The sequence below is a fragment of the Nostoc sp. EspVER01 genome, assembly GCF_034530635.1.
In the GTDB taxonomy this organism is placed as follows: Bacteria; Cyanobacteriota; Cyanobacteriia; order Cyanobacteriales; family Nostocaceae; genus Nostoc.
In genome coordinates, this window is the sequence record NZ_JAVRCS010000039.1 from 25,702 (window position 1) to 44,270 (window position 18,569).

An 18,569-nucleotide genomic window follows, 5' to 3' on the forward strand; every position below is an offset into this window, starting at 1 on the left:
TAACAACATTATCAGTAAATGTGATCGCAGGCATAATTTCTTCAGTTTTTAAGATTGATAAGTTAGAAAATAAAAATTCAGTATTTTGGAAATCGTTAAATTACAAATTCCGTGCAGTGCTACTAGCCTTCAACTTCGGATAAGCAATCCGTTTATGATGAAATTGCTGCCAAACATCCACAAATATTTGAGCAATTTGTGACATCTCTTCCCGTTTTAGTCCTGAATCAACGAGTTGATTGTCTTGCCATTTGGCACGCAGAATATTATTCAGCATTGCTAAAGCTTGTTCAGTGGAGACATCTTTAACCGATCGCTTCTCTCCCACAGATTTAGCCGATGCTTGCAGCGATCGCAGCGCCGCTTCGCAAGAATCTGCTAACATGACAATTCCGGTTTCCCGTGATTGGGGAATTGGCCCATCGTAACGAAAGTCTGCGTCATCTACAGTTAAACTTGGATCTGACTGAGCCATTTGCTGGGCTTGGTGATGGAAATAGGCAATCAGCATCGTTCCCTGATGCTCTGGAATAAAAGCTTGAATCGCCGTAGGTAAAAGGTGTTTACGCGCCATTACTAACCCTTCAGTTACGTGCTTTTTGATAATTTCTGCACTCTTCCAAGGATCTTTAATCTCAGTATCATGTTTATTCGGCCCCCCCATTTGATTTTCAATAAAGCCAAGAGGGTCGTGCATTTTGCCAATATCGTGATATAGTGTCCCAGCCCTGACTAGTTCAACATTGCATCCTAATTCTTTGGCAGCAGCTTCAGCAAGAGTAGCCACAAGCAACGTATGTTGAAAAGTTCCCGGAGTTTCAGTCGCAAGTCGTTTTAATAAAGGGCGGTTAGGGTTCGCCAGTTCTGCTAAACGGATTGGGGTAACTAAATCAAAAACTTTTTCTAGATAAGGACTTAAACCCAAGGCGACAATACTCCACCCTAAGCCGGATAAGGCAAATAATCCCGCTTCTTGGAAAACAATATACCAGGTTGAACCAAATACTTGACCAATTAAGATTTTAACAAGCAGGTAAATACCACCCTGAGTTAAGGCGATCGCAACACCTAATAAAGCCAACTCTTCACGCGATCGCAATCGTTGGGCAATGTAACTACCTAATATTCCTCCCCCAACACCAGCTAAAAGCGCAGCCTTGCTCATATCCAAGCTAATGCCTAATATCGGCCACAGCAGGCCGACAACTGTCAACCCCAAAGTGGGGCCGTAAAAGCTTCCCAACAATAAACCAAGGGCGCTCCAGGTGGTATAGGGCAATCCGATGACGATTACTGCTGGCACACTCAGAGTTAGCAACAACACCAACAGGCGATCGCGTTGTCGCAATTCGTACTCAATATGGCGTTCTACCCAGACAAAAATGCCAATAGCGATCGCAATCACACCTCCTAACTTCACCAACTCCTGCCACTTTACCTCCCGGCGAATCAGGCGATAATGCTCCAGCACCTCAAAGTTCCATGCAGTAATCTGCGCTCCTTTTTTGACAATTACCTCACCCTGCCGTACTTTCACCATCACGGGTGGCACACCAGCCGCCGCCTTTTGAGCATTTTGTCTGGTTTGTTCTTCATCTTTTTGCAGATTCGGCTTGAGTACAGCTAACAACAGATTTTTTGCCAAAGTTTCAGCGGATTCTGGTACAAAGGTCTGTAATTGTAAACTCACCGCATCTTGCAAGATATTTTTTGGCAGTCCTTGTGGGATGCCTTGGGTGAGAATCCGCTCTATACTTTCATGGATTCCCATTTGGGTTTTTTCCCATTCCACATCTGATAAATCCAAAAGTAGAGATTCTTCATATACTGCTTCGGGGCTAACAGTCTCTAACTTTAAAAGTTTGGCAGTGGCTTGGATATATCTTTGACGTGTTTGGGAAATTTCGGCAATCACTAAGGACAAGCTTTTCTCAGAAGTTGTGAGGCGGTAAGATTCTAGTTCTGCTACAGCTTGAGTAAAATCAGTGTTTTGAGAAAAATCTACTGGTTGTGTCTTTTCTAGATTCTGGGAATCAGATTTGGATATGATGCGCGGCTGGCGTTTCTGATTGGGTGCAGCTGGGGTGGTTTGTCCGATTCCCTTCTGCTGCTGATTTTTACTATTTTCTACAGCCGATAGCAGTGCTTGCCATTCCGACTCAGAACAAGAGCGGAGGTAACGTTGGGTAGAGATGGATAAAACTACAGGATCGAAAAAAGGAAAAGCTCCAGCAACAGCGCGAATTTCGTTGCCATCATCTAGAAGTTGTTGCAAATTTTCGTTGATTTTTTCGTTGATTCGCGCATCAAGCATCAACACCTGTAAAGAGCTTGTGCTGACGGCTTTGCGCTCGGCTTCGGTTTTTTTCTGATCTTCGATGCTAGCTGTGTAAGGTGCTGTAATCGTTTGGGGTGCGGGATGTCCTACTTGAAGTTGAGTCTGATTGTATAATTTATGCCCAATAATACCTGTGAGGGACACTACAGCGATCGCTAAAATCACTGAGTAACGCTGTTTATATGCCCAATCTAAACCAACTGCATAAATACTACTCTTAGTTTTAACCGATTTTGCCTTTAACCTTAGCGCTCTTTCTTGTTTTCGGCGTTCGCTTTTCTCATTGGTTTTTGATAAAAACAGGAATACATTCTTGAGCATAGTCCTTAGAAGTTCCCTTCTATGGGTTTTACCTTTGGGACTTCTCATTAATTTTCCCTTTCGGCGTAGTGTTTTGTACTGTCGCCGCCAGTGAGTCAATTGCTGGTTCAAGAACTGCAAAAATTTATGCATTTTCATTATCTCTACCTGCAATTGCCGACTTTGATAGTTCAAAAAAAGACAATCATCAGGAAAGTTCGATCTGCGGCTGCAAGTCGGTGGCGGGGCTTTTTTATTGCTGATTTGCCACAATACCTAGCTACAGAATCAGTCCAAGGGTTTACTGAAAAATTCTAGTATATGAGACTAATACAACTGTTGCGGAAGTTTGCCTACCTTTAACCCCTTATTTGGTTAATTTAAGATTAACGCGACCGAATAACGCGAGGAGCTGCGTAAACTGAAAGCAAAGCCACCTCACATCCCTCCTCTGTTAACTCTTTTGGGTTTAAGGTAAGATTATACACTCCTGACCACACTCCCACAAATGCATCGGTCAATTCTAACATTTGGGAAAAGCTAGTTAGTCCCCATACTGGAGAATTGCTCCGCAAGAGCAAGACTTGCCAATTTACAGGAATTCCACCTGTACCGTTATATGCTCCCGATAAAGCACCAGTAATTGCACCTGTAGCCTGTGAGCTTAGAAGCGTAGCATCTTGCACTTGAGGATTGTCATTGTGAGTAGCCTGTAAAACTGTCAGGCGAAAGTCTTCTAAGGTACTCAAAAAGCAGTAAAATGCCATAGCAATAGTGTTACTGAGCTTTTCTTCTTTAGCAAACTCAGCTTGCACCGTTGATAATCCAACCCCTTGCTTTAATAAATTCTGGACTCTTAATAATTTTTTTGGTATTGATGTCGGTGTTTCTCCGATAAAAGAAATTGTTTGTGGGATAAGAGTTAGAGGGTCGAGTTTTTCATTTAGGGCAAGAGCGATCGCATATCCTACTGCTAGTGTTCCATCCCTGACTACTGGATCATCCTCCCAGATTTTTAGTACACGCAGCAAGTTTTGTCGGAGCTTAATTGGATTTTCGTGAAAAAAGAGTGTTACTGGTAATGTGGCAATAATTATTCTTATTGAGATGTCATCAGTTGCGGCTGAATGAGCAGATTCTTCTTGCTGACGCTCTATCCAATCATCTAAATCTAACCTACCTAACGCAATCAAACTCTGGATACCCAGAACCGCCATTCTGCCTAAATCTAGGTAATTCTCAAAGTGTACTTTACCACTAGGAGCTAAACTTCCCCCCAGTAATGCTCCGAGCAAAGTTCCTTTAAACCGACTTATAGGAGAGTAACGCATAAATTATGTAGTTAAAAGTAAGGAGTTAATGAAATATTACTAATTCCTGACTTTACTACCAACTACCAATTCCTAACTTCTAACTCCTAACTCTTAAATGATCTATCAAAGCTTGTAAGCCCAATAAGTAACTTTGAACGCCAAAACCACTTATTTGGCCAATCGCAACTGGGGCGATATAAGAATGATGGCGAAATTCTTCCCGGCGATAAATATTACTCAGATGTACTTCCACCGTGGGCAAATTAACAGCAGCGATCGCATCTCGCAATGCCACACTTGTGTGGGTGTACGCTCCTGCATTAATCAGAATTCCCTGATGTTGCCCTAACGCGCCATGAATAGTATCTACCAAAATTCCTTCATTATTTGACTGCAAAGGAAAAACTTTCGCCTGTAATTTGAATGCTTCTTCTTCTAACAGGCGGTTAATTTCGGCTAGTGTCAACGAACCATAAATTCCTGGTTCTCGCTGTCCTAGTAAATTTAAGTTTGGCCCATGCAGTGCCAGAATACTTAAGGGTTGCAACGTCGGGTTTACCACTGTGGGGTTAGTGGCGACGGCGCGAGCGATCATTTACAGGAATCGGAATCAGTTCCGGTTCCGGTTCAGCCTCTGGCCCTAATAGGCTTTCAATTAGCCTACGAGCTAATTCCTTAAGCTTTTCCAGCACCTTTTCTATATAGTCCATGAACTGACCGCTCCTGAGATACTACCTCAATTTTTGATTAACAGGTACGCAGAAAAAAACATACTTTCGCACCTCTGGCTTCCAATCGGGCTGATACACAATCCCGCATTTGGGACATAAGCCACTTCTAAAATTTAGCGTTGTGTTTTCCCTTACTTTTTAGAGTATCACACTTGAACCTACTGAACTGTATCCTATCAAGGATGGATATCAAGGGTCAAGAGTTAAAAATTGGACTTTAGATAGACTATTGAGTAGGAATTTTAGATTTTAGATTCTGGATTAAGAGAATTTTAGGCTTTATGCCTCGCCCGTTATGAGCGAAATAAATCTAAAAGACACTCCTCCGTCGCTAACGCTACGCTAGCGTAAATCTAAAATCCAAAATTGTTTGACTTACCACTAGCCTTCTGTACCCTTTTTCTTTGCAGCGGTCGTTGAGGATTTAGCTGTTGACTTAGATTTGGAAGTCGTTGATTTACTTGTTTTGCGAGTCGATTTTCCGGTCGATGCCTTAGCTGCTAACAAGTTCAACGCCTCAGCTAGGGTTATATCTTCTACCGTTTGACCTTCTGGGATACTGACATTAGTTTTGCCATACTTGATGTAAGGGCCATAGGGGCCATCGTAGATGTTAATTGTTTCCCCGTCCTCTGGATGCGTACCCAATTCGCGTAAGGCTGCTTTGGACTTGCTGTTGCTGGAACTGCGCCCCTTTTTTGGTTCAGATAGCAATTCCAATGCACGTTCTAGGCTAATTGCCAATACATTATCAGCAGCTTTCAGGGAGCGGTAGTCTTTTCCCTCCTTACCCTGGTCATGAACCACATAAGGACCAAAGCGTCCCAAACTTGCTTGAATTTTGCCGCCAGTAACTGGATGAACTCCCAATGTCCGGGGTAGTGCCAACAGACCAACAGCCATTTCCAGGGTAACGGTTTCTGGAGTGACACCTTTGAGTAGGGAGGCTTGTTTTGGTTTGGGGTTTTCGTCGGTTTTATCACCCAATTGCACATAAGGCCCGTAAGCACCAATTTTTACATAAATTGGTTCGCCAGTTTCGGGATGGCGGCCTACCTGGTCAGGGCCGGTGATTTTTTGCCGCAGCAATACTTCTACCTGCTTGGGGTCGAGGTCAGCTGGCGTTAGGTCTTTGGGAATTGAAGCGGTGATAACTCCTTCACCATTTTCGACTTCAATATAAGGACCATATTTACCAATGCGGACTTTGGCATCTAGATTCTCAAGTTCTACAGTTCTAGCTTTGGTGGCATCAATTTGACTTTCCCGTTCTTTTACCAGGGTTTCTAGCCCTTTATCTCCCAGATAGAATTGCTGCAAGTAGGGCAGCCATTTCGCTTCACCGGTGGCAATGTCATCGAGGGTTTGCTCCATCTTCGAGGTGAAGCTGGGGTCAACAATGTCTGGGAAATGTTTTTCCAGCAAGTCGGTGACGGCGAAAGCAGTAAAGGTGGGAATGAGAGCGTTAGTCACCAAATGGGCATAACCCTTGTCGATGATTGTGCCAATGATGCTGGCGTAGGTACTGGGACGACCGATACCTTCGCTTTCTAATGTTTTCACCAAAGAAGCTTCGGTGTACCTAGCTGGCGGTTGGGTTTCGTGCCCAACTGCTTCTAGCTCTGTACAATTGGGATGATCGCCCACTTTCAGATTCGGCAAAATTACTTCCTGGTCTTCCAGTGCTGCCTCTGGGTCGTCTGAACCTTCAACGTAGGCACGTAAGTATCCTGGAAATTCAATCCGTTTGCCAGAAGAACGGAATCCAGCATCCTCGACTTGCAATTGCACGGTAATTTGAGTTTGCCGGGAATCAGCCATTTGACAGGCAACAGTCCGCTTCCAAATCAGATCGTAAAGGGCAAGTTCTCGACCGCCCAAACCAGTTTCTTGAGGGGTGCGGAAGCTGCTACCCGCTGGACGAATTGCTTCGTGCGCCTCTTGTGCGCCTTTGGATTTGGTGGTGTATTGCCGGGGTTGGGGACTAAGGTATTGTTGACCGTAAAGCTTTTCTACACAACTGCGAGCAGCTGCGATCGCTTGATCTGACAAATGTACCGAATCTGTCCGCATATAGGTAATATACCCCTGCTCGTACAAATTCTGGGCAACCCGCATTGTGTCACGGGCTGAAAGGCGTAGTTTCCGGTTAGATTCTTGTTGCAACGTCGAGGTGGTGAACGGTGGCGACGGTTTGCGCGTCACAGGGCGTTCTTCGATGTCGTTAACATTCCAGGTTTTCCCGGTTAGGCGTTCTTTGAGGGCTACCGCTTGTTCTTCATTGAGCAACAAGACATTGCGACCTGCGGTAATTTGTCCGGTCGTGGCGTCAAAATCGCTGCCGTTAGCGATTTTGGTTCCTCCCAGTGTCACCAACTGGGCAGCAAAGGGGGTTTTTTCCTTTGACAAACTAGCTTTCAAATCCCAGTATGTACCCTCATGGAAAGCGCGGCGTTGGCGTTCCCTAGTGACTAAAAGCCGCACGGCTACAGATTGCACTCGCCCAGCAGATAATCCCCAGGCGATTTTTTTCCATAGTAGAGGAGACAGAGTATAGCCGACAAGCCGATCTAAAATCCGCCGCGTTTCTTGGGCGCGAACCAACTGCTCATCAATATTGCGGCAGTTTTTCAGAGCTTTTTTAATCGCCTCTTGGGTAATTTCGTGAAACACCATCCGCTTAGTCGGAACTTTCGGCTTCAGCAATTGGTATAAATGCCAGCTAATGCTTTCACCTTCCCGGTCTTCGTCCGTTGCCAGAATCAGTTCATCTACATCTTTGAGGGCATCTTTGAGCTGGGTGACGATTTTCTTTTTGTCTTTCGGGACAACATATACCGGTTCAAAGTCGGCGTCCACATTTACCCCTAGCTGCGCCCATGATTCCCCTTTGACGGCAGCAGGAATTTCACTAGCCGACTGGGGTAGGTCACGTACATGACCCATAGACGCCTCCACCCGATAGCCTGCTGGCAGGTAGTTGCGAATGGTACGAGCTTTGGTTGGAGATTCGACGATGACGAGAGTTGACATGGAAATTTCAATAAAAAGAAGAGCTAGTAAGCTAAACAGTCAAGTTGAGGTAATTTTTGCAAATTGTCAAGATAAATGGTCACGCTTAGGGCAGTGATTTAATCCTCACATAAACTGCCTGCTTGGGAGAAAATCCGCTGAACTTAATGCCCAGTCTGTCCCAGAGGATAAATGAGGATACGCTGGGTCTGAATTTCCAGCTATTTCAATCTTTAACTTATCTAACGCATAATTGGCGACTACAGTTTTCAAAATATTCTTTAATTGGGGAATGGAGAGTGGAGAGTGGGAAGCAGAGAAGAAGTAAGTTGCAGTCAGTTTTTCCCTCTGCCCCTCTGCCTCTTGTGCCCAATCAATAGACTTCTTGGCATTTGTCGGGGTAAAGGGGAAGGTGGGGTCTCCTCCGGGGATAAGGGGCGGGGGAAAAGGGTAAAGAAACTCAAAATCCTTTCCCTTTAAGCTTTACCCTTTTCCCTAAGAGTGCAAAAATACATTGTTGCAAGAGACTCCATGAGCTGCGCTCATAAGGAACAATGAAAATGTATTTTCCTCCTGCCTCCTGCCTTATTTTCAGGGCAGGTCTAATACACAATGCCCCACTCTAATAAAGCTTGTGCCAAAATTAAATCAAACTTGAGAGCAAAAGCGAAGTGGGGTTTGTACCCATGTCAGGAAAGCAAAACCATGCAACCAATTCGTCAAGGTGATGTTATCTTACTACCTGTGCAGCAGCTTGAAGAACAAAAAATACTTCATTTAACTTTGCTATAAGGGGAAATTACGGGAGATAAACATCGAATTACTTAGAAAAAAGTGGAATTAAATGAAAAATATGGCACATTTTTATTTACGTTTTATTTCAGGGTCAGTATTGCTAGCTTATGAGGAGCATAAAGCTATTTTTATTCCCAAAGATAACTAGTACTTTCGTTTTAGAGACATCAAACAGTAACCCCAACATCTCAAAAATTGGCTTTTGTCTGAGATATACTAAATACAGACATATTCCTTCTTTTTATGACATCTGTGGTTTCCATTCACAGATATTAGCAATGATACGAATTCTATTTTTTTCGATTTCAACTTGTTTCTCCTTATGTCTTTCTTCTGCTAAACTTACTAATGCTAAAAAGTGTTCGTAATTTATTCCTATTAGTCGTTTTGCTTCCTGTGGATGTGCCTCTATTCTCACTAAAGGGCTTGTCATGTTAGATGTTAATGTCGTGCGATCGCTAAATTTCAAGGTAATGACAATCCATTCATGCTAGATGTCACATTAGCAGAAAGGGCATACTATAAATTCTTAAATGCAGTAAATTGAGAGTTAATTATTCATTTTTGAGTAGTACAGTGAAGACACTACCATTTGGATAATTATCTTCGATGGTAATTGTACCAGAATGTGCCTCGATCGCCATTTTGCAGAAAGCCAATCCTAAACCAATTTGCGAAATTTCTGGTATCGGAGTTCCAATTTCATACTTCTCAAAAATGATTTGTCGTAACTCCAGACTTACTCCCGAACCAGAATCAGCGACTTGCACTTTTACACCACCTGCTGCTAAATACTCTCCCCGTAGGGTAACTTGAGACTTGGACGGGGAGAACTTAATGGCATTGGAGAGCAAGTTATCCAACACTCGACGAAAGATAACTGCATCTACTGCAAAAATGCCACCAGGTTCGGGTAGTTCACGTATCAGGGTCAGGTTCTTTTGATTAGCGATCGCCTCAATATCTCCCAATGCTGACATACACAGCGCACAAAGGTCTACTTCTGTATAGTTGAGAACCATTTTCCCAGATTCCAGCTTTGCCATGATTAGCAAGCTATCGATCAACGATTGCAGTTGTTGTCCAGCAACTAAAATTTGATCGACTTTGCCTTGCTGTTGTTCAGGTGACAAACCTGACAACCGCAAAATCTCTGCGCCTAAAACAATACTGGTAAGTGGATTTCGCAGATCGTGCACAATCATGTTTACCATGTCTTCTCGCAGTTTGAGCAATACTTGCATACTGTCGTACTGCTGCTTAATCCTTAACATGGAATGAACTCTGGCTCGTAATTCCACACCATTAACGGGTTTACTAATGAAGTCATCTGCACCCGTCGCCAGACATCGAGCCAAATCTTCTTTATCGGTTAATGCTGTCACCATAATAATCGGCACTGCTTGCCATTGTGGATCGGCTTTGATGCGTCGGCAGACTTCCATCCCATCAAGATCGGGCATCATCACATCTAATAAAATCAGATCGGGCTGAAAACTATCGAGGCGGTTTAGAGCTTGTTGACCACTAGGAGCGTAGTATAGCTGGTAGTTTTCACCATCCAGCAAAGTTTCAATAACATCAAAGTTATCGGGTTCATCATCGATCGCTAAAATAGAGGGTTGACTATCCATCGAGAATTTTCACTACCTTCCTAAAAGTTGTTGAATTGTGGTTACAAGCTGTTTAAGTTTTATGGGTTTGGTCAAATATTCATTAGCCCCAGCTGCTAAACAAGTTTCGCGATCGCCGGGCATAGCTAATGCCGTTAGTGCAATTATGGGAATATGCACAAATTGGCGATCGTTACGGATGCGGCGGATTGCTTCTAACCCATCCATTCCCGGCATTTGAATGTCCATCACAATTAAGTCAGGGCGTTGAACTCTGACAAGATCGATAGCTTGTTGTCCATTGTTTGCCAAAATCAGATGATACCCTCGACTTTCAAGATAGGCGGACATCGTATCAATATTTGGTTGATTATCTTCTGCCAGCAAAATCAAAGGATCGTCCAGAAAGACTTCTGGCACTACAATTAAATTTGGCGAGTTAGAACGGGCAGGATGTTGTAGTTTCTCTATAGTTACTTGAAGTTGAGCGCGGGTAATGGGTTTGACCAGATATTCAAACGCTCCCTGAGCCAGTCCTTTGCTATGCTCATCCACAACTGAAATGATGATCGTTGGAATATCTTTAGTTTTTGGGTTGATCTTGAGTTGATTTAGTACCTCCCAACCCGATAGGTTTGGTAGTTGCAGATCGAGAATGATTAGAGCAGGTTGAACTCGCAAAACTTCTTCTACGGCTCCTTCACCTTGAGAATAGATGATGGGTTGCATTCCCATCTCGCTCAAGTAACGAGTAATCTGATCGGCCGCCGCCACAGAATCTTCGATAATCAAAACTTGAGCATTTTCAACAAGTAAGGGATAGCTGGGTAATGAAGTAGTTACCTGCGTTCTTAGAAGATTGTCGCTGCGATGGTAGGGAATGCGGACGGTAAAACAACTTCCCTTTCCAACTTCACTGTTAACTAAGACGGTTCCTCCATGTAAGTTAATAATTTTTTGTACCAGTGCCAAACCTAGACCGGTGCCACTGTATTGGCGGTTAAGGCTGCTGTCAAGTTGGATAAAAGGCTGAAACAGCTTGCCAATTTCTTCAGGGGCGATACCGATGCCGGTGTCAGTGATATGAAAGCAAAGATTTGGGGAAGACGAGGCAGAATCTACTTCCCCCCCTCCCCCTGCCCCCCTGCCCCTCTGCTCCCCTGCTCCCCTGCCCCTCTGCCCCCCTGCTCCCTCTAGCCGGACTTCTAGCGTTACACATCCCCGTTCTGGCGTAAACTTGACAGCGTTACTTAGCAGGTTGATGAGTACCTGACGCAAGCGGCGATCGTCTACTTGGATGCTGCCAATATTGTCATAAATATGAGTACTAAGACGAATACTTTTTTTCAAAGCCATCTGTTTGACAAAAGCAAGGCTGGTATCACACAGGCTCTTAACAGAAACATCACTTAGTTGCAGTTCCAGTTTGCCAGATTCGATTTTAGACAAGTCTAGAATGTCATTGATTAGTTCTAGTAAATGTCTGCCACTGCGCTCAATAGTAGCGATCGCTTTTGCTTGTCTTTCATTAATGGAGCCGAATACACTTTCTTGTAAGCCCTCTGACATACCCAAAATCGCATTAAGAGGTGTTCGCAGTTCATGGCTCATGTTTGCGAGAAATTCATCTTTGAGGCGAGTGGCGCGGGCAAGTTCCATATTGGCGTTAGCAAGCTGCTCGTTAGTCTGTCGCAGTTGTGCTTCAGTTTGCTTGCGTTCGCTGATATCAGTGATCCGTACTAGATTCATGGTACGTCCGGCGATAGTAATCGGTTTCGCTGCGATGTTTCCCCAAAAAATCCTACCCTGAAGAGTAATATATTCAATCTCTCGGCTCCATAAACCTTTTGACTGCATATCTCTGATGATCGCATCCGTTTCGCTGGTAGTGAATGGACGCTGCTGGAGTACCTGCCCATTGATACCGATCAATTCAGCTTTGTCAACCGCTTCAAACAGTTCTACCGCCCGCCGATTACAATCCAGGGTGAGCAGGGTTTGCGGATCGACCAAAAATATCGCATCGGCAGATTCGTTAAAAATTGCTTCTCGCAAATCCCGATTGTGGATGAGTTCCTGTTCGGCTTGTTTGCGTTCGCTGATATCATAATTAACCCCAATTAACCGTATAGGCTCACCCTGCTGGGCACGCTTGAGAATACCATAGCCTTTCAGATAACGAATTTCTCCACTCGGCTGGACAATGCGGAACTCGACATTATATTCTTGCTTTCCTTGCAGAACTTGCTCTATGGTTCCTAGCATATAAAGGCGATCGTCTGGATGCAGACAGTTTAACCAAGCATCAAAAGAACCATTAAAATCAGTGCTGCTCAATCCATACAGTTCGTACATGCGATCGTCCCAAATCTGCATTGCCTGGACGAAATCATATTCCCAAATACCAAATCCTCCAGAGCCGATTGCTATAGTTAGCCGTTCGGAGAGTTGATGCAGTTGCTCTTCTGCTTGTTTGCGTTTGCTAATATCTGTCAGTGTGCCAATGTAGCCGATAATGGTATCGTTAGTGTTGATTTCGGGTAACACTTGGACATAAAACCAGTTGATGCTGCCATCTGGGCGTAGATGCCTACCCTCACTCTGATAAAATTCCTTTGGATTTACATATCCTTGCTCAAATTTTAGAGACCATTCCCTCCCCAAACGCTCTCCGTCTTCTGGGTACAAAGCCTGTATCCACCCCACCCCCAATGCTGCCTGTGTTGGTCTGCCAGTCATCTCACTCCAGCGATCGTTGACATAGATGCATTTACCAACGGCATCTAGCCGGAAAATAGCTACAGGAGCAGCTTCTGCCAGATGTGCATAACGGAGTTCGCTATCTCGAAGGGCTGTTTCTATTTGTTTTTGCTGAGTAATATCTTTGGCAATACTCAAAAATCCGATATTCTGTCCTTCTAGATCCTGAAGGATTTTCACCGACAGAAATACGGGGAAACGAAAGCCATCTTTACGAATGTAAGTCCATTCGTTTTCATAAGTGCTTCCGTCTTGAGTGACGATAGTAAAAAAATCTTTTCCGGGTGTAATTTCCCTACCCAATTCTAACGAGAGTTCTGCTGCCCTTTGTTTGAGTTCTTCTGGGTCGTGAAATGTAGTTGGATTTATTTGCTGAATAACCTCATCTGCTGTGTAGCCTAACATTTTCTGAGCAGCTGCATTGAAAATTTGGATGCCATTTGAGTTATTAAAAATAATGGCATAGTCAGTACCATCTAAAATAGCTTGTTGCAAATTAGCGAGCGCTAATAATTGAGCTTCTACTTGTTTGCGTTGTGTAATGTCAACATGGCAACCAATCATCCGCAAGGGATTGCCGTCTCGATCCCAGGCAATAACACGACCGGAACAAATGACCCAAACGATAGAACCATCCTTATGTCGGTATCTCACCTCATTGTAAAAGGGGATTTGTCCACGACTTTGGACGTGTTGCTCAAAAAGTTCCAAAACACCTGGTAAATCCTCTGGAAAAATCAAGCGTTGCCAGCTCTCAGGTGTATTTGCCAACTCATGATCTTCATAGCCAAACATCTGCTTGAAGGTTAAGCTCAAGTACTCCTGATTGCCGGGAATATCCCAGTCCCAGTAACCTGCTAGAACTACTTCGAGTATCTGTTCTAAAAGACGTAATTCAATTCGCAGCATTTGGGTGCGTCGCCGCTCCGCCTCTGAGAGCTTGCGTTCTGTGATATCCATTAGCACGCCTAGCATTTGCAGCAATTGTCCGGTTGCGTCGTAAACTCCCCGTCCTTTTGCCGATACCCAATGAATGCTGCCATCTTGCCAGACAACTCGATATTCCACAGCATAATCGGTTTGTGTGGCGATCGCCTGCCTCAATTCCTGCTCAACCCATTCTCGATCCTCTGGATATAACTGATTAAGCCACTTTTCATAAGTCCAGTTCACATCACTCAGATCGGAACTAAAACAGCGAATTGCGTTCTCACTAGCAAATATTTGATTGGTGATTGGGTTCAATTCCCAATAGCCAATACCAGCAAAATTCAGGGTAAGCTTAAGTTTGTCTTCACTGGCTTTGAGCGCTGCTTCTGTCCGTTGGCGTTCTGCCAGTTCTGCCTGTAGTTGCTCATAAGAACTTCCCTGTTGAATGGCAATTGCTATTTGCACCGCTAGTTGATCCAACAAATCTAGTTCTACTGATTGCCAGTGGCGAGATGCACTACATTGGTGAGCAATTAATAATCCCCATAATTGCTCTTTGACTAAAATAGGTACTACCAAATTGGCTTTGACTTCAAATTGTTCTAAAAGTTGCAAATGACAATTCGTTAAGCCAGCTTGATAAATATCGTCGATTGCTCGTTTTTTCCCTTGGCAATAATCACTTCTGGCTCCCTGTTGAAAGCAGGTGTTCAAAATCTGCTGTCCCAAAGCCACTGTCCAACCTGGAAGCACTGACTCTGCCGCAATTGTACCGCTCATATCCGGCTGAAATTGATAGACAACTACTCGGTCTGCTTTCAAAAACTGCCGTACTTCTGTTGCTATGGTACGCAGAATCTCTTCTAGTTTAAGAGACTGACGAATCCGTAAGGCGATCGCAGCAATCAGTTGTTGTTGTTCCCGACTTTGTTTTAACTGTCGAGTCAAATCTATCCGTTCAATGGCATGATGAATTGCACCTTGAAGAACTTCAGCCGTGAGTTTCTTTTTAACCAGATAATCTTGCACACCACTTGTCATTGCACGGACAGCAGTAATTTCATCCCCTTGTCCTGTCAGCATAATTACAGCAGTTTGAGTATTGCTATGGGATTCTCGAAACTGCTGAATAAGCTTCAGCCCATCGCCATCGAGTAACAAAAAATTCAGCAAAATGATATCTGGTATCTCCTGTTGACACCATTTCAGTGCTGGCGTTGGTGTCTCAAACTCCAAAGTGCGGTAGGTATACAGGCTGTCTTGCTCCAAAAAGCGACGATATGCTTCTCGATCTTCAGCGCAATCATCAATCAGCAAGATCGTGAGGCAAGAAGGATGACTCATAAGTTATAAATACAAACGCGATCGCGTTTCAAAAAAATTATACCTCGATACCATCGTGTCAATAGCCTGATTTGACACTCTCTAGGCTTCAGCCCGGAGATTCTTGAATTTAACCCAAGTTTTTCTAGTCCTCTTCTAGAGGACTTGCACCATTAGACAGGGAATTCTATTCCCTGGCTGGCTGTATTGCATAATAGCTGGAAGTGCTGTATATTCAGTAGTTTTCAGTACGTTTTTTTAACACCAGATTTGCACAACATGACCCTTCAACTGTTGTCCTAACCAAGGTGTATTTTGTGAAAGTGTATAAAGACTTTTCCGTTCAACTTTCCAAGTTTGCTGAGGATCAAATAAAGTAAGTTCCGCTGGTTGATGAGGTAGAATCGCACTTACTTTTTGCCCTAAACACTCTGCTGGATTGGTACTCAATGCCCGCCATAATTCTAAAGCTGTAAATTCCTCAGTTTCAACGAGATATTGCCATAAAAGAGGTAGTGCTAATTCTAAACCAATTGCTCCTGGAGGCGCTTCGGCAAAGGCTTGGACTTTTTCTTCGTAGCTGTAGGGTGTGTGATCGATCGCGATCGCATCGATTACACCCGTGCGTACCCCTGCACGCAACGCCGCCATATCACTGGGATTACCTAAAGGCGGGTCTAAATGCAGGCTGGTGTGATAACTCTTAACTGCTTTAGTATCAAGTAAAAGGTGCATCCAGGTGGTGCTGGCGGTGATGGGTAAACCAGCGGCTTTAGCTGAGGCGATTAATTCCACGCTGCGAGCTGTGGAGACACGCATGATATGGACTGGTGTGCCGATGGTTGCCACCAATTCCAGCATAGCTGCGATCGCAGTTGTTTCAGCGCTGGCGGGAATTGGGGGTAAACCAAAACGGAGAGCATTTGTCCCTTCTCTCATTACACCATTTGCTGCTAACTGGCGATCGCTAGGCCAAAATGCGACTGGTTTACCCAACGGCTGGAGATACTCTAACACTCGCCGCACCAGCGCCAAATTTTCTAAAGGTTTACCATCAGTAAAACCCACAACTCCAGCCGACGCTAAATCTGCCAATTCCGTCATCTGCTTCCCAGCAACATCTACGGTGATTGCACCCCAGATATGAAGCAGGGGAGCAGGGGAGGAGGGGTGCAGGGGAGACAAACTCTTTTCTGCTCCTCTGCTTTTCTGCCCCTCTGCCCTCTTCTGCTGCAACTGTGCCACAAGCGCAGGGTTATCAATAACTGGGGATGTATCGGGTAAAATGCTAACTCTAGTAAAGCCGCCAGCAGCAGCAGCTTGTAAGAAAGACGAGAGGGTTTCCCGTTCTTCAAAGCCAGGTTCGCCAGAGTGGCTGTACAAATCCACTAATCCAGGGCCGAGAACTAATCCCTGACAATCTCTGATTTGAGTATCAGAACTGATGTCAGAAATGTGCGAAGCCACTTCCCGGATATAACCATCAGCAATCAGCACATCAAAGAGTTCGTCGATTTCAGAAACAGGGTCAATCACTCGTACTTTTTGCAGCAGTTCAGTCATAAAAGTCTTTAGTTATGAGTTAAGAATAAATTTAGGAGTTAGGCGTTATGAGTTAGGAGTTATGAGTTATGAGTTATGAGTTATTTATTCCTTGCTCATCGCTTCTAACTTTATTCATTACTCATAATTTTTTACTCCTAACTCTTAACTCCTAACTTTTTTACAACGCTCCCGCTGCTGTTTTATCTAGTACGCCTCCACCAAAGTGATAGGTGATATTCATCGCTTGCAGTACTGGTAAACCATCGATTCCAGCAGGATAGTCGATGACACTTACTGCACCGTTACCCTGGCGAAAACTCCAGAAGTTTTCCAGCGATAAACCCAGAATGTGACAAAGCAAGGTTTTGTTAGTAGCGTCATGGGCTACTACTAATACAGTTTTGAATTGATTATTTGATGCTGCTTGCAGAATTGATTGCCAAGCTGCAACACTGCGCTCCCAGACTTGTTGCAAATTCTCCCCTTCAGGCATTTGTACTTGCGTTGGTATCAGCCGCCATCGCTGCAATTCTCCCGGAAACTCTTGCTCTATCTCTGTTTCTAATTTTCCTTCCCAAAGACCATGACTGATTTCTCTTAAACCATCTTGCAATTCTAACTTTACATTCGGATGTTGTTTTAAGATAATTTCTGCTGTTTCTTTAGGGCGCAGCATGGTGCTACTGTAAGCATTATCAATTGCTACTTCTTGAAGAAATTCACCTGCTTTTTGCGACTGTTTTCTACCGTTGTCGTTGAGGGGGACATCAATTTGACCTTGAAACCGGGTTTGGCGATTCCAGTCGGTTTCACCGTGACGCACTAGCAACAATCGTACTCCTTGATGATCCGGTCGCAATGAGGGTAGAGTTTCTCCCGTGTGTTGCGTCTGATTTAAGGATTCTAGCTGGACTGGTTCGCCCAATCCTCCAGCGAAATTTAATACGGTGACGCCACAGTTAGATTGCTGTATTGAGTGGTAGCGACTGGGAGGGATGCCTAACGCTGTGCTAATCAGGGCGCGATTGATTCCGTTATGTCCCACGATGAGAATGGTTTCGCCTTGATGTTGGGACAAAATTTCTTGCCAAAACTGCCGTGCTTGTTCGTATAAAGCAAGAACGGGAAAATGTTCTCTTGTCCCCTGTGCATCATTAAGGAGCATCCGCAGTTCGTCGGGGTGTTGATGCCAAGTGCGATAGTCTTCAGCAAATTTTTGCTTGACTTCAGAAGTTAGCAATGCCTCCCATAAAGGTAGGTCGATTTCTAGCAGCAAATCAGAAACTTGAACTACAGCAGATTGTTTAGCATGAGTAGCTAACTCATTATGGATAATATCTGCTGTGTGTTTCGCTCGTTGTAAGGGACTGCTGTAAATCGCATTAAATAAGATATTGCTGAGGGCTTTGCCTACAAGACTTGCATCATTACGACCTTTTTCGGTTAATGTTGACGCATCAGTGCGTCCTTGGATACGCCGCTCGGTGTTATAACCGCTTTGACCGTGGCGCACAATGATGACACGAGTCATCTCAAAGCCCTCCTCTTATCTTGACGATTAATTTTACTGCAAAACGATTGCATAATTATCGACTCAGGAAGGCAGATTAAGTCAGGTGCAAAATTTTATTCTGGTAGAGGAGACAGGATGATTGGCTAAAACTGCCGTTGTCTGAACGATGTTTTCTAATTAAAGCTGTTTTGATTTAAGTAGAAATAGAAGAGTAATTGTGCCTAGTACAATATCTAAGCTAGTAATGAAAAGTTTGTAGTAAGGACTTTAGTGCTTAAAAAATTAAAGACTAAAGTCCTTACTACGAACTTGTTTACCTTACTAATTGAAACTTAAAAGATTATTAGCAAAGATTTTGGGCAAGGCATAATTAATTAAAACTACAACCTCAGCCTT

12 protein-coding genes are annotated in these 18,569 nt (G+C 44.0%); 1 reads left to right on the forward strand and 11 read right to left on the reverse strand.

The genetic code is table 11. The features are described from left to right. Nucleotides 1–100 precede the first annotated feature (100 nt). From RMX69_RS24510 to topA, 5 genes are all read right to left on the reverse strand, one after another. A complete protein-coding gene (locus RMX69_RS24510; RefSeq protein ID WP_322638991.1) occupies nucleotides 101–2,797 on the reverse strand; it encodes an HD family phosphohydrolase in 2,697 nt (898 codons plus the stop codon). 227 nt (nucleotides 2,798–3,024) lie between these two features. After that, complete coding sequence (locus RMX69_RS24515) at nucleotides 3,025–3,969, reverse strand: ADP-ribosylglycohydrolase family protein (RefSeq protein ID WP_289795562.1); 945 nt, start codon at nucleotides 3,967–3,969, stop codon at nucleotides 3,025–3,027. A gap of 79 nt (nucleotides 3,970–4,048) precedes the next feature. Beyond that, the gene (gene aroQ / locus RMX69_RS24520) at nucleotides 4,049–4,546 is read right to left on the reverse strand and encodes a type II 3-dehydroquinate dehydratase (protein ID WP_289795563.1); all 498 of its coding nucleotides are present in this window, start codon (nucleotides 4,544–4,546) and stop codon (nucleotides 4,049–4,051) included. Next, nucleotides 4,521–4,661: a hypothetical protein gene (locus RMX69_RS24525; RefSeq protein ID WP_012410890.1), complete on the reverse strand. Its 141-nt coding sequence runs from the start codon at nucleotides 4,659–4,661 to the stop codon at nucleotides 4,521–4,523. The genes aroQ and RMX69_RS24525 overlap by 26 nt, the downstream gene beginning before the upstream one ends. Before the next feature lie 402 nt (nucleotides 4,662–5,063). Beyond that, nucleotides 5,064–7,715 (reverse strand): type I DNA topoisomerase, encoded by a 2,652-nt coding sequence (topA, locus tag RMX69_RS24530; protein ID WP_322638992.1) that lies wholly within the window; start codon nucleotides 7,713–7,715, stop codon nucleotides 5,064–5,066. Nucleotides 7,716–8,306: 591 nt separating this feature from the next. Here topA and RMX69_RS24535 point away from each other — a divergent pair. After that, on the forward strand, nucleotides 8,307–8,486 hold the full coding sequence (locus tag RMX69_RS24535) for a hypothetical protein (protein ID WP_322638993.1): 180 nt from the start codon (nucleotides 8,307–8,309) through the stop codon (nucleotides 8,484–8,486). A 103-nt stretch (nucleotides 8,487–8,589) separates the two neighbouring features. Here the strand turns inward: RMX69_RS24535 and RMX69_RS29515 are convergent, their stop codons facing one another. The 6 genes from RMX69_RS29515 to RMX69_RS24560 all read right to left on the reverse strand — a co-directional run bounded on the left by RMX69_RS29515 (nucleotide 8,590) and on the right by RMX69_RS24560 (nucleotide 18,191). Beyond that, on the reverse strand, nucleotides 8,590–8,721 hold the full coding sequence (locus RMX69_RS29515) for a hypothetical protein (RefSeq protein ID WP_409878196.1): 132 nt from the start codon (nucleotides 8,719–8,721) through the stop codon (nucleotides 8,590–8,592). Between the two features lie 9 nt (nucleotides 8,722–8,730). Next, nucleotides 8,731–8,922 (reverse strand): hypothetical protein, encoded by a 192-nt coding sequence (locus RMX69_RS24540; RefSeq protein WP_289795565.1) that lies wholly within the window; start codon nucleotides 8,920–8,922, stop codon nucleotides 8,731–8,733. A 121-nt stretch (nucleotides 8,923–9,043) separates the two neighbouring features. Further along, a complete protein-coding gene (locus tag RMX69_RS24545; RefSeq protein ID WP_322638994.1) occupies nucleotides 9,044–10,123 on the reverse strand; it encodes a hybrid sensor histidine kinase/response regulator in 1,080 nt (359 codons plus the stop codon). Nucleotides 10,124–10,135: 12 nt separating this feature from the next. Further along, nucleotides 10,136–15,136 (reverse strand): PAS domain S-box protein, encoded by a 5,001-nt coding sequence (locus RMX69_RS24550; RefSeq protein ID WP_322638995.1) that lies wholly within the window; start codon nucleotides 15,134–15,136, stop codon nucleotides 10,136–10,138. Nucleotides 15,137–15,373: 237 nt separating this feature from the next. Further along, complete coding sequence (locus tag RMX69_RS24555; protein WP_322638996.1) at nucleotides 15,374–16,678, reverse strand: dihydroorotase; 1,305 nt, start codon at nucleotides 16,676–16,678, stop codon at nucleotides 15,374–15,376. 160 nt (nucleotides 16,679–16,838) lie between these two features. Next, nucleotides 16,839–18,191 carry a histidine phosphatase family protein gene (locus RMX69_RS24560; RefSeq protein WP_289795570.1) on the reverse strand — a complete coding sequence of 451 codons (1,353 nt, stop codon included), beginning with the start codon at nucleotides 18,189–18,191 and terminating at the stop codon, nucleotides 16,839–16,841. Nucleotides 18,192–18,569: the final 378 nt, after the last annotated feature.

What these genes read in the sequence shown, in the direction of transcription:
- RMX69_RS24510 (WP_322638991.1), bottom strand. Translation starts at nt 2,797, where the DNA reads ATGAAAATGCATAAATTTTTGCAGTTCTTGAACCAGCAATTGACTCAC.
- RMX69_RS24515 (WP_289795562.1), bottom strand. Translation starts at nt 3,969, where the DNA reads ATGCGTTACTCTCCTATAAGTCGGTTTAAAGGAACTTTGCTCGGAGCA.
- aroQ (WP_289795563.1), bottom strand. Translation starts at nt 4,546, where the DNA reads ATGATCGCTCGCGCCGTCGCCACTAACCCCACAGTGGTAAACCCGACG.
- RMX69_RS24525 (WP_012410890.1), bottom strand. Translation starts at nt 4,661, where the DNA reads ATGGACTATATAGAAAAGGTGCTGGAAAAGCTTAAGGAATTAGCTCGT.
- topA (WP_322638992.1), bottom strand. Translation starts at nt 7,715, where the DNA reads ATGTCAACTCTCGTCATCGTCGAATCTCCAACCAAAGCTCGTACCATT.
- RMX69_RS24535 (WP_322638993.1), top strand. Translation starts at nt 8,307, where the DNA reads ATGCCCCACTCTAATAAAGCTTGTGCCAAAATTAAATCAAACTTGAGA.
- RMX69_RS24540 (WP_289795565.1), bottom strand. Translation starts at nt 8,922, where the DNA reads ATGACAAGCCCTTTAGTGAGAATAGAGGCACATCCACAGGAAGCAAAA.
- RMX69_RS24545 (WP_322638994.1), bottom strand. Translation starts at nt 10,123, where the DNA reads ATGGATAGTCAACCCTCTATTTTAGCGATCGATGATGAACCCGATAAC.
- RMX69_RS24550 (WP_322638995.1), bottom strand. Translation starts at nt 15,136, where the DNA reads ATGAGTCATCCTTCTTGCCTCACGATCTTGCTGATTGATGATTGCGCT.
- RMX69_RS24555 (WP_322638996.1), bottom strand. Translation starts at nt 16,678, where the DNA reads ATGACTGAACTGCTGCAAAAAGTACGAGTGATTGACCCTGTTTCTGAA.
- RMX69_RS24560 (WP_289795570.1), bottom strand. Translation starts at nt 18,191, where the DNA reads ATGACTCGTGTCATCATTGTGCGCCACGGTCAAAGCGGTTATAACACC.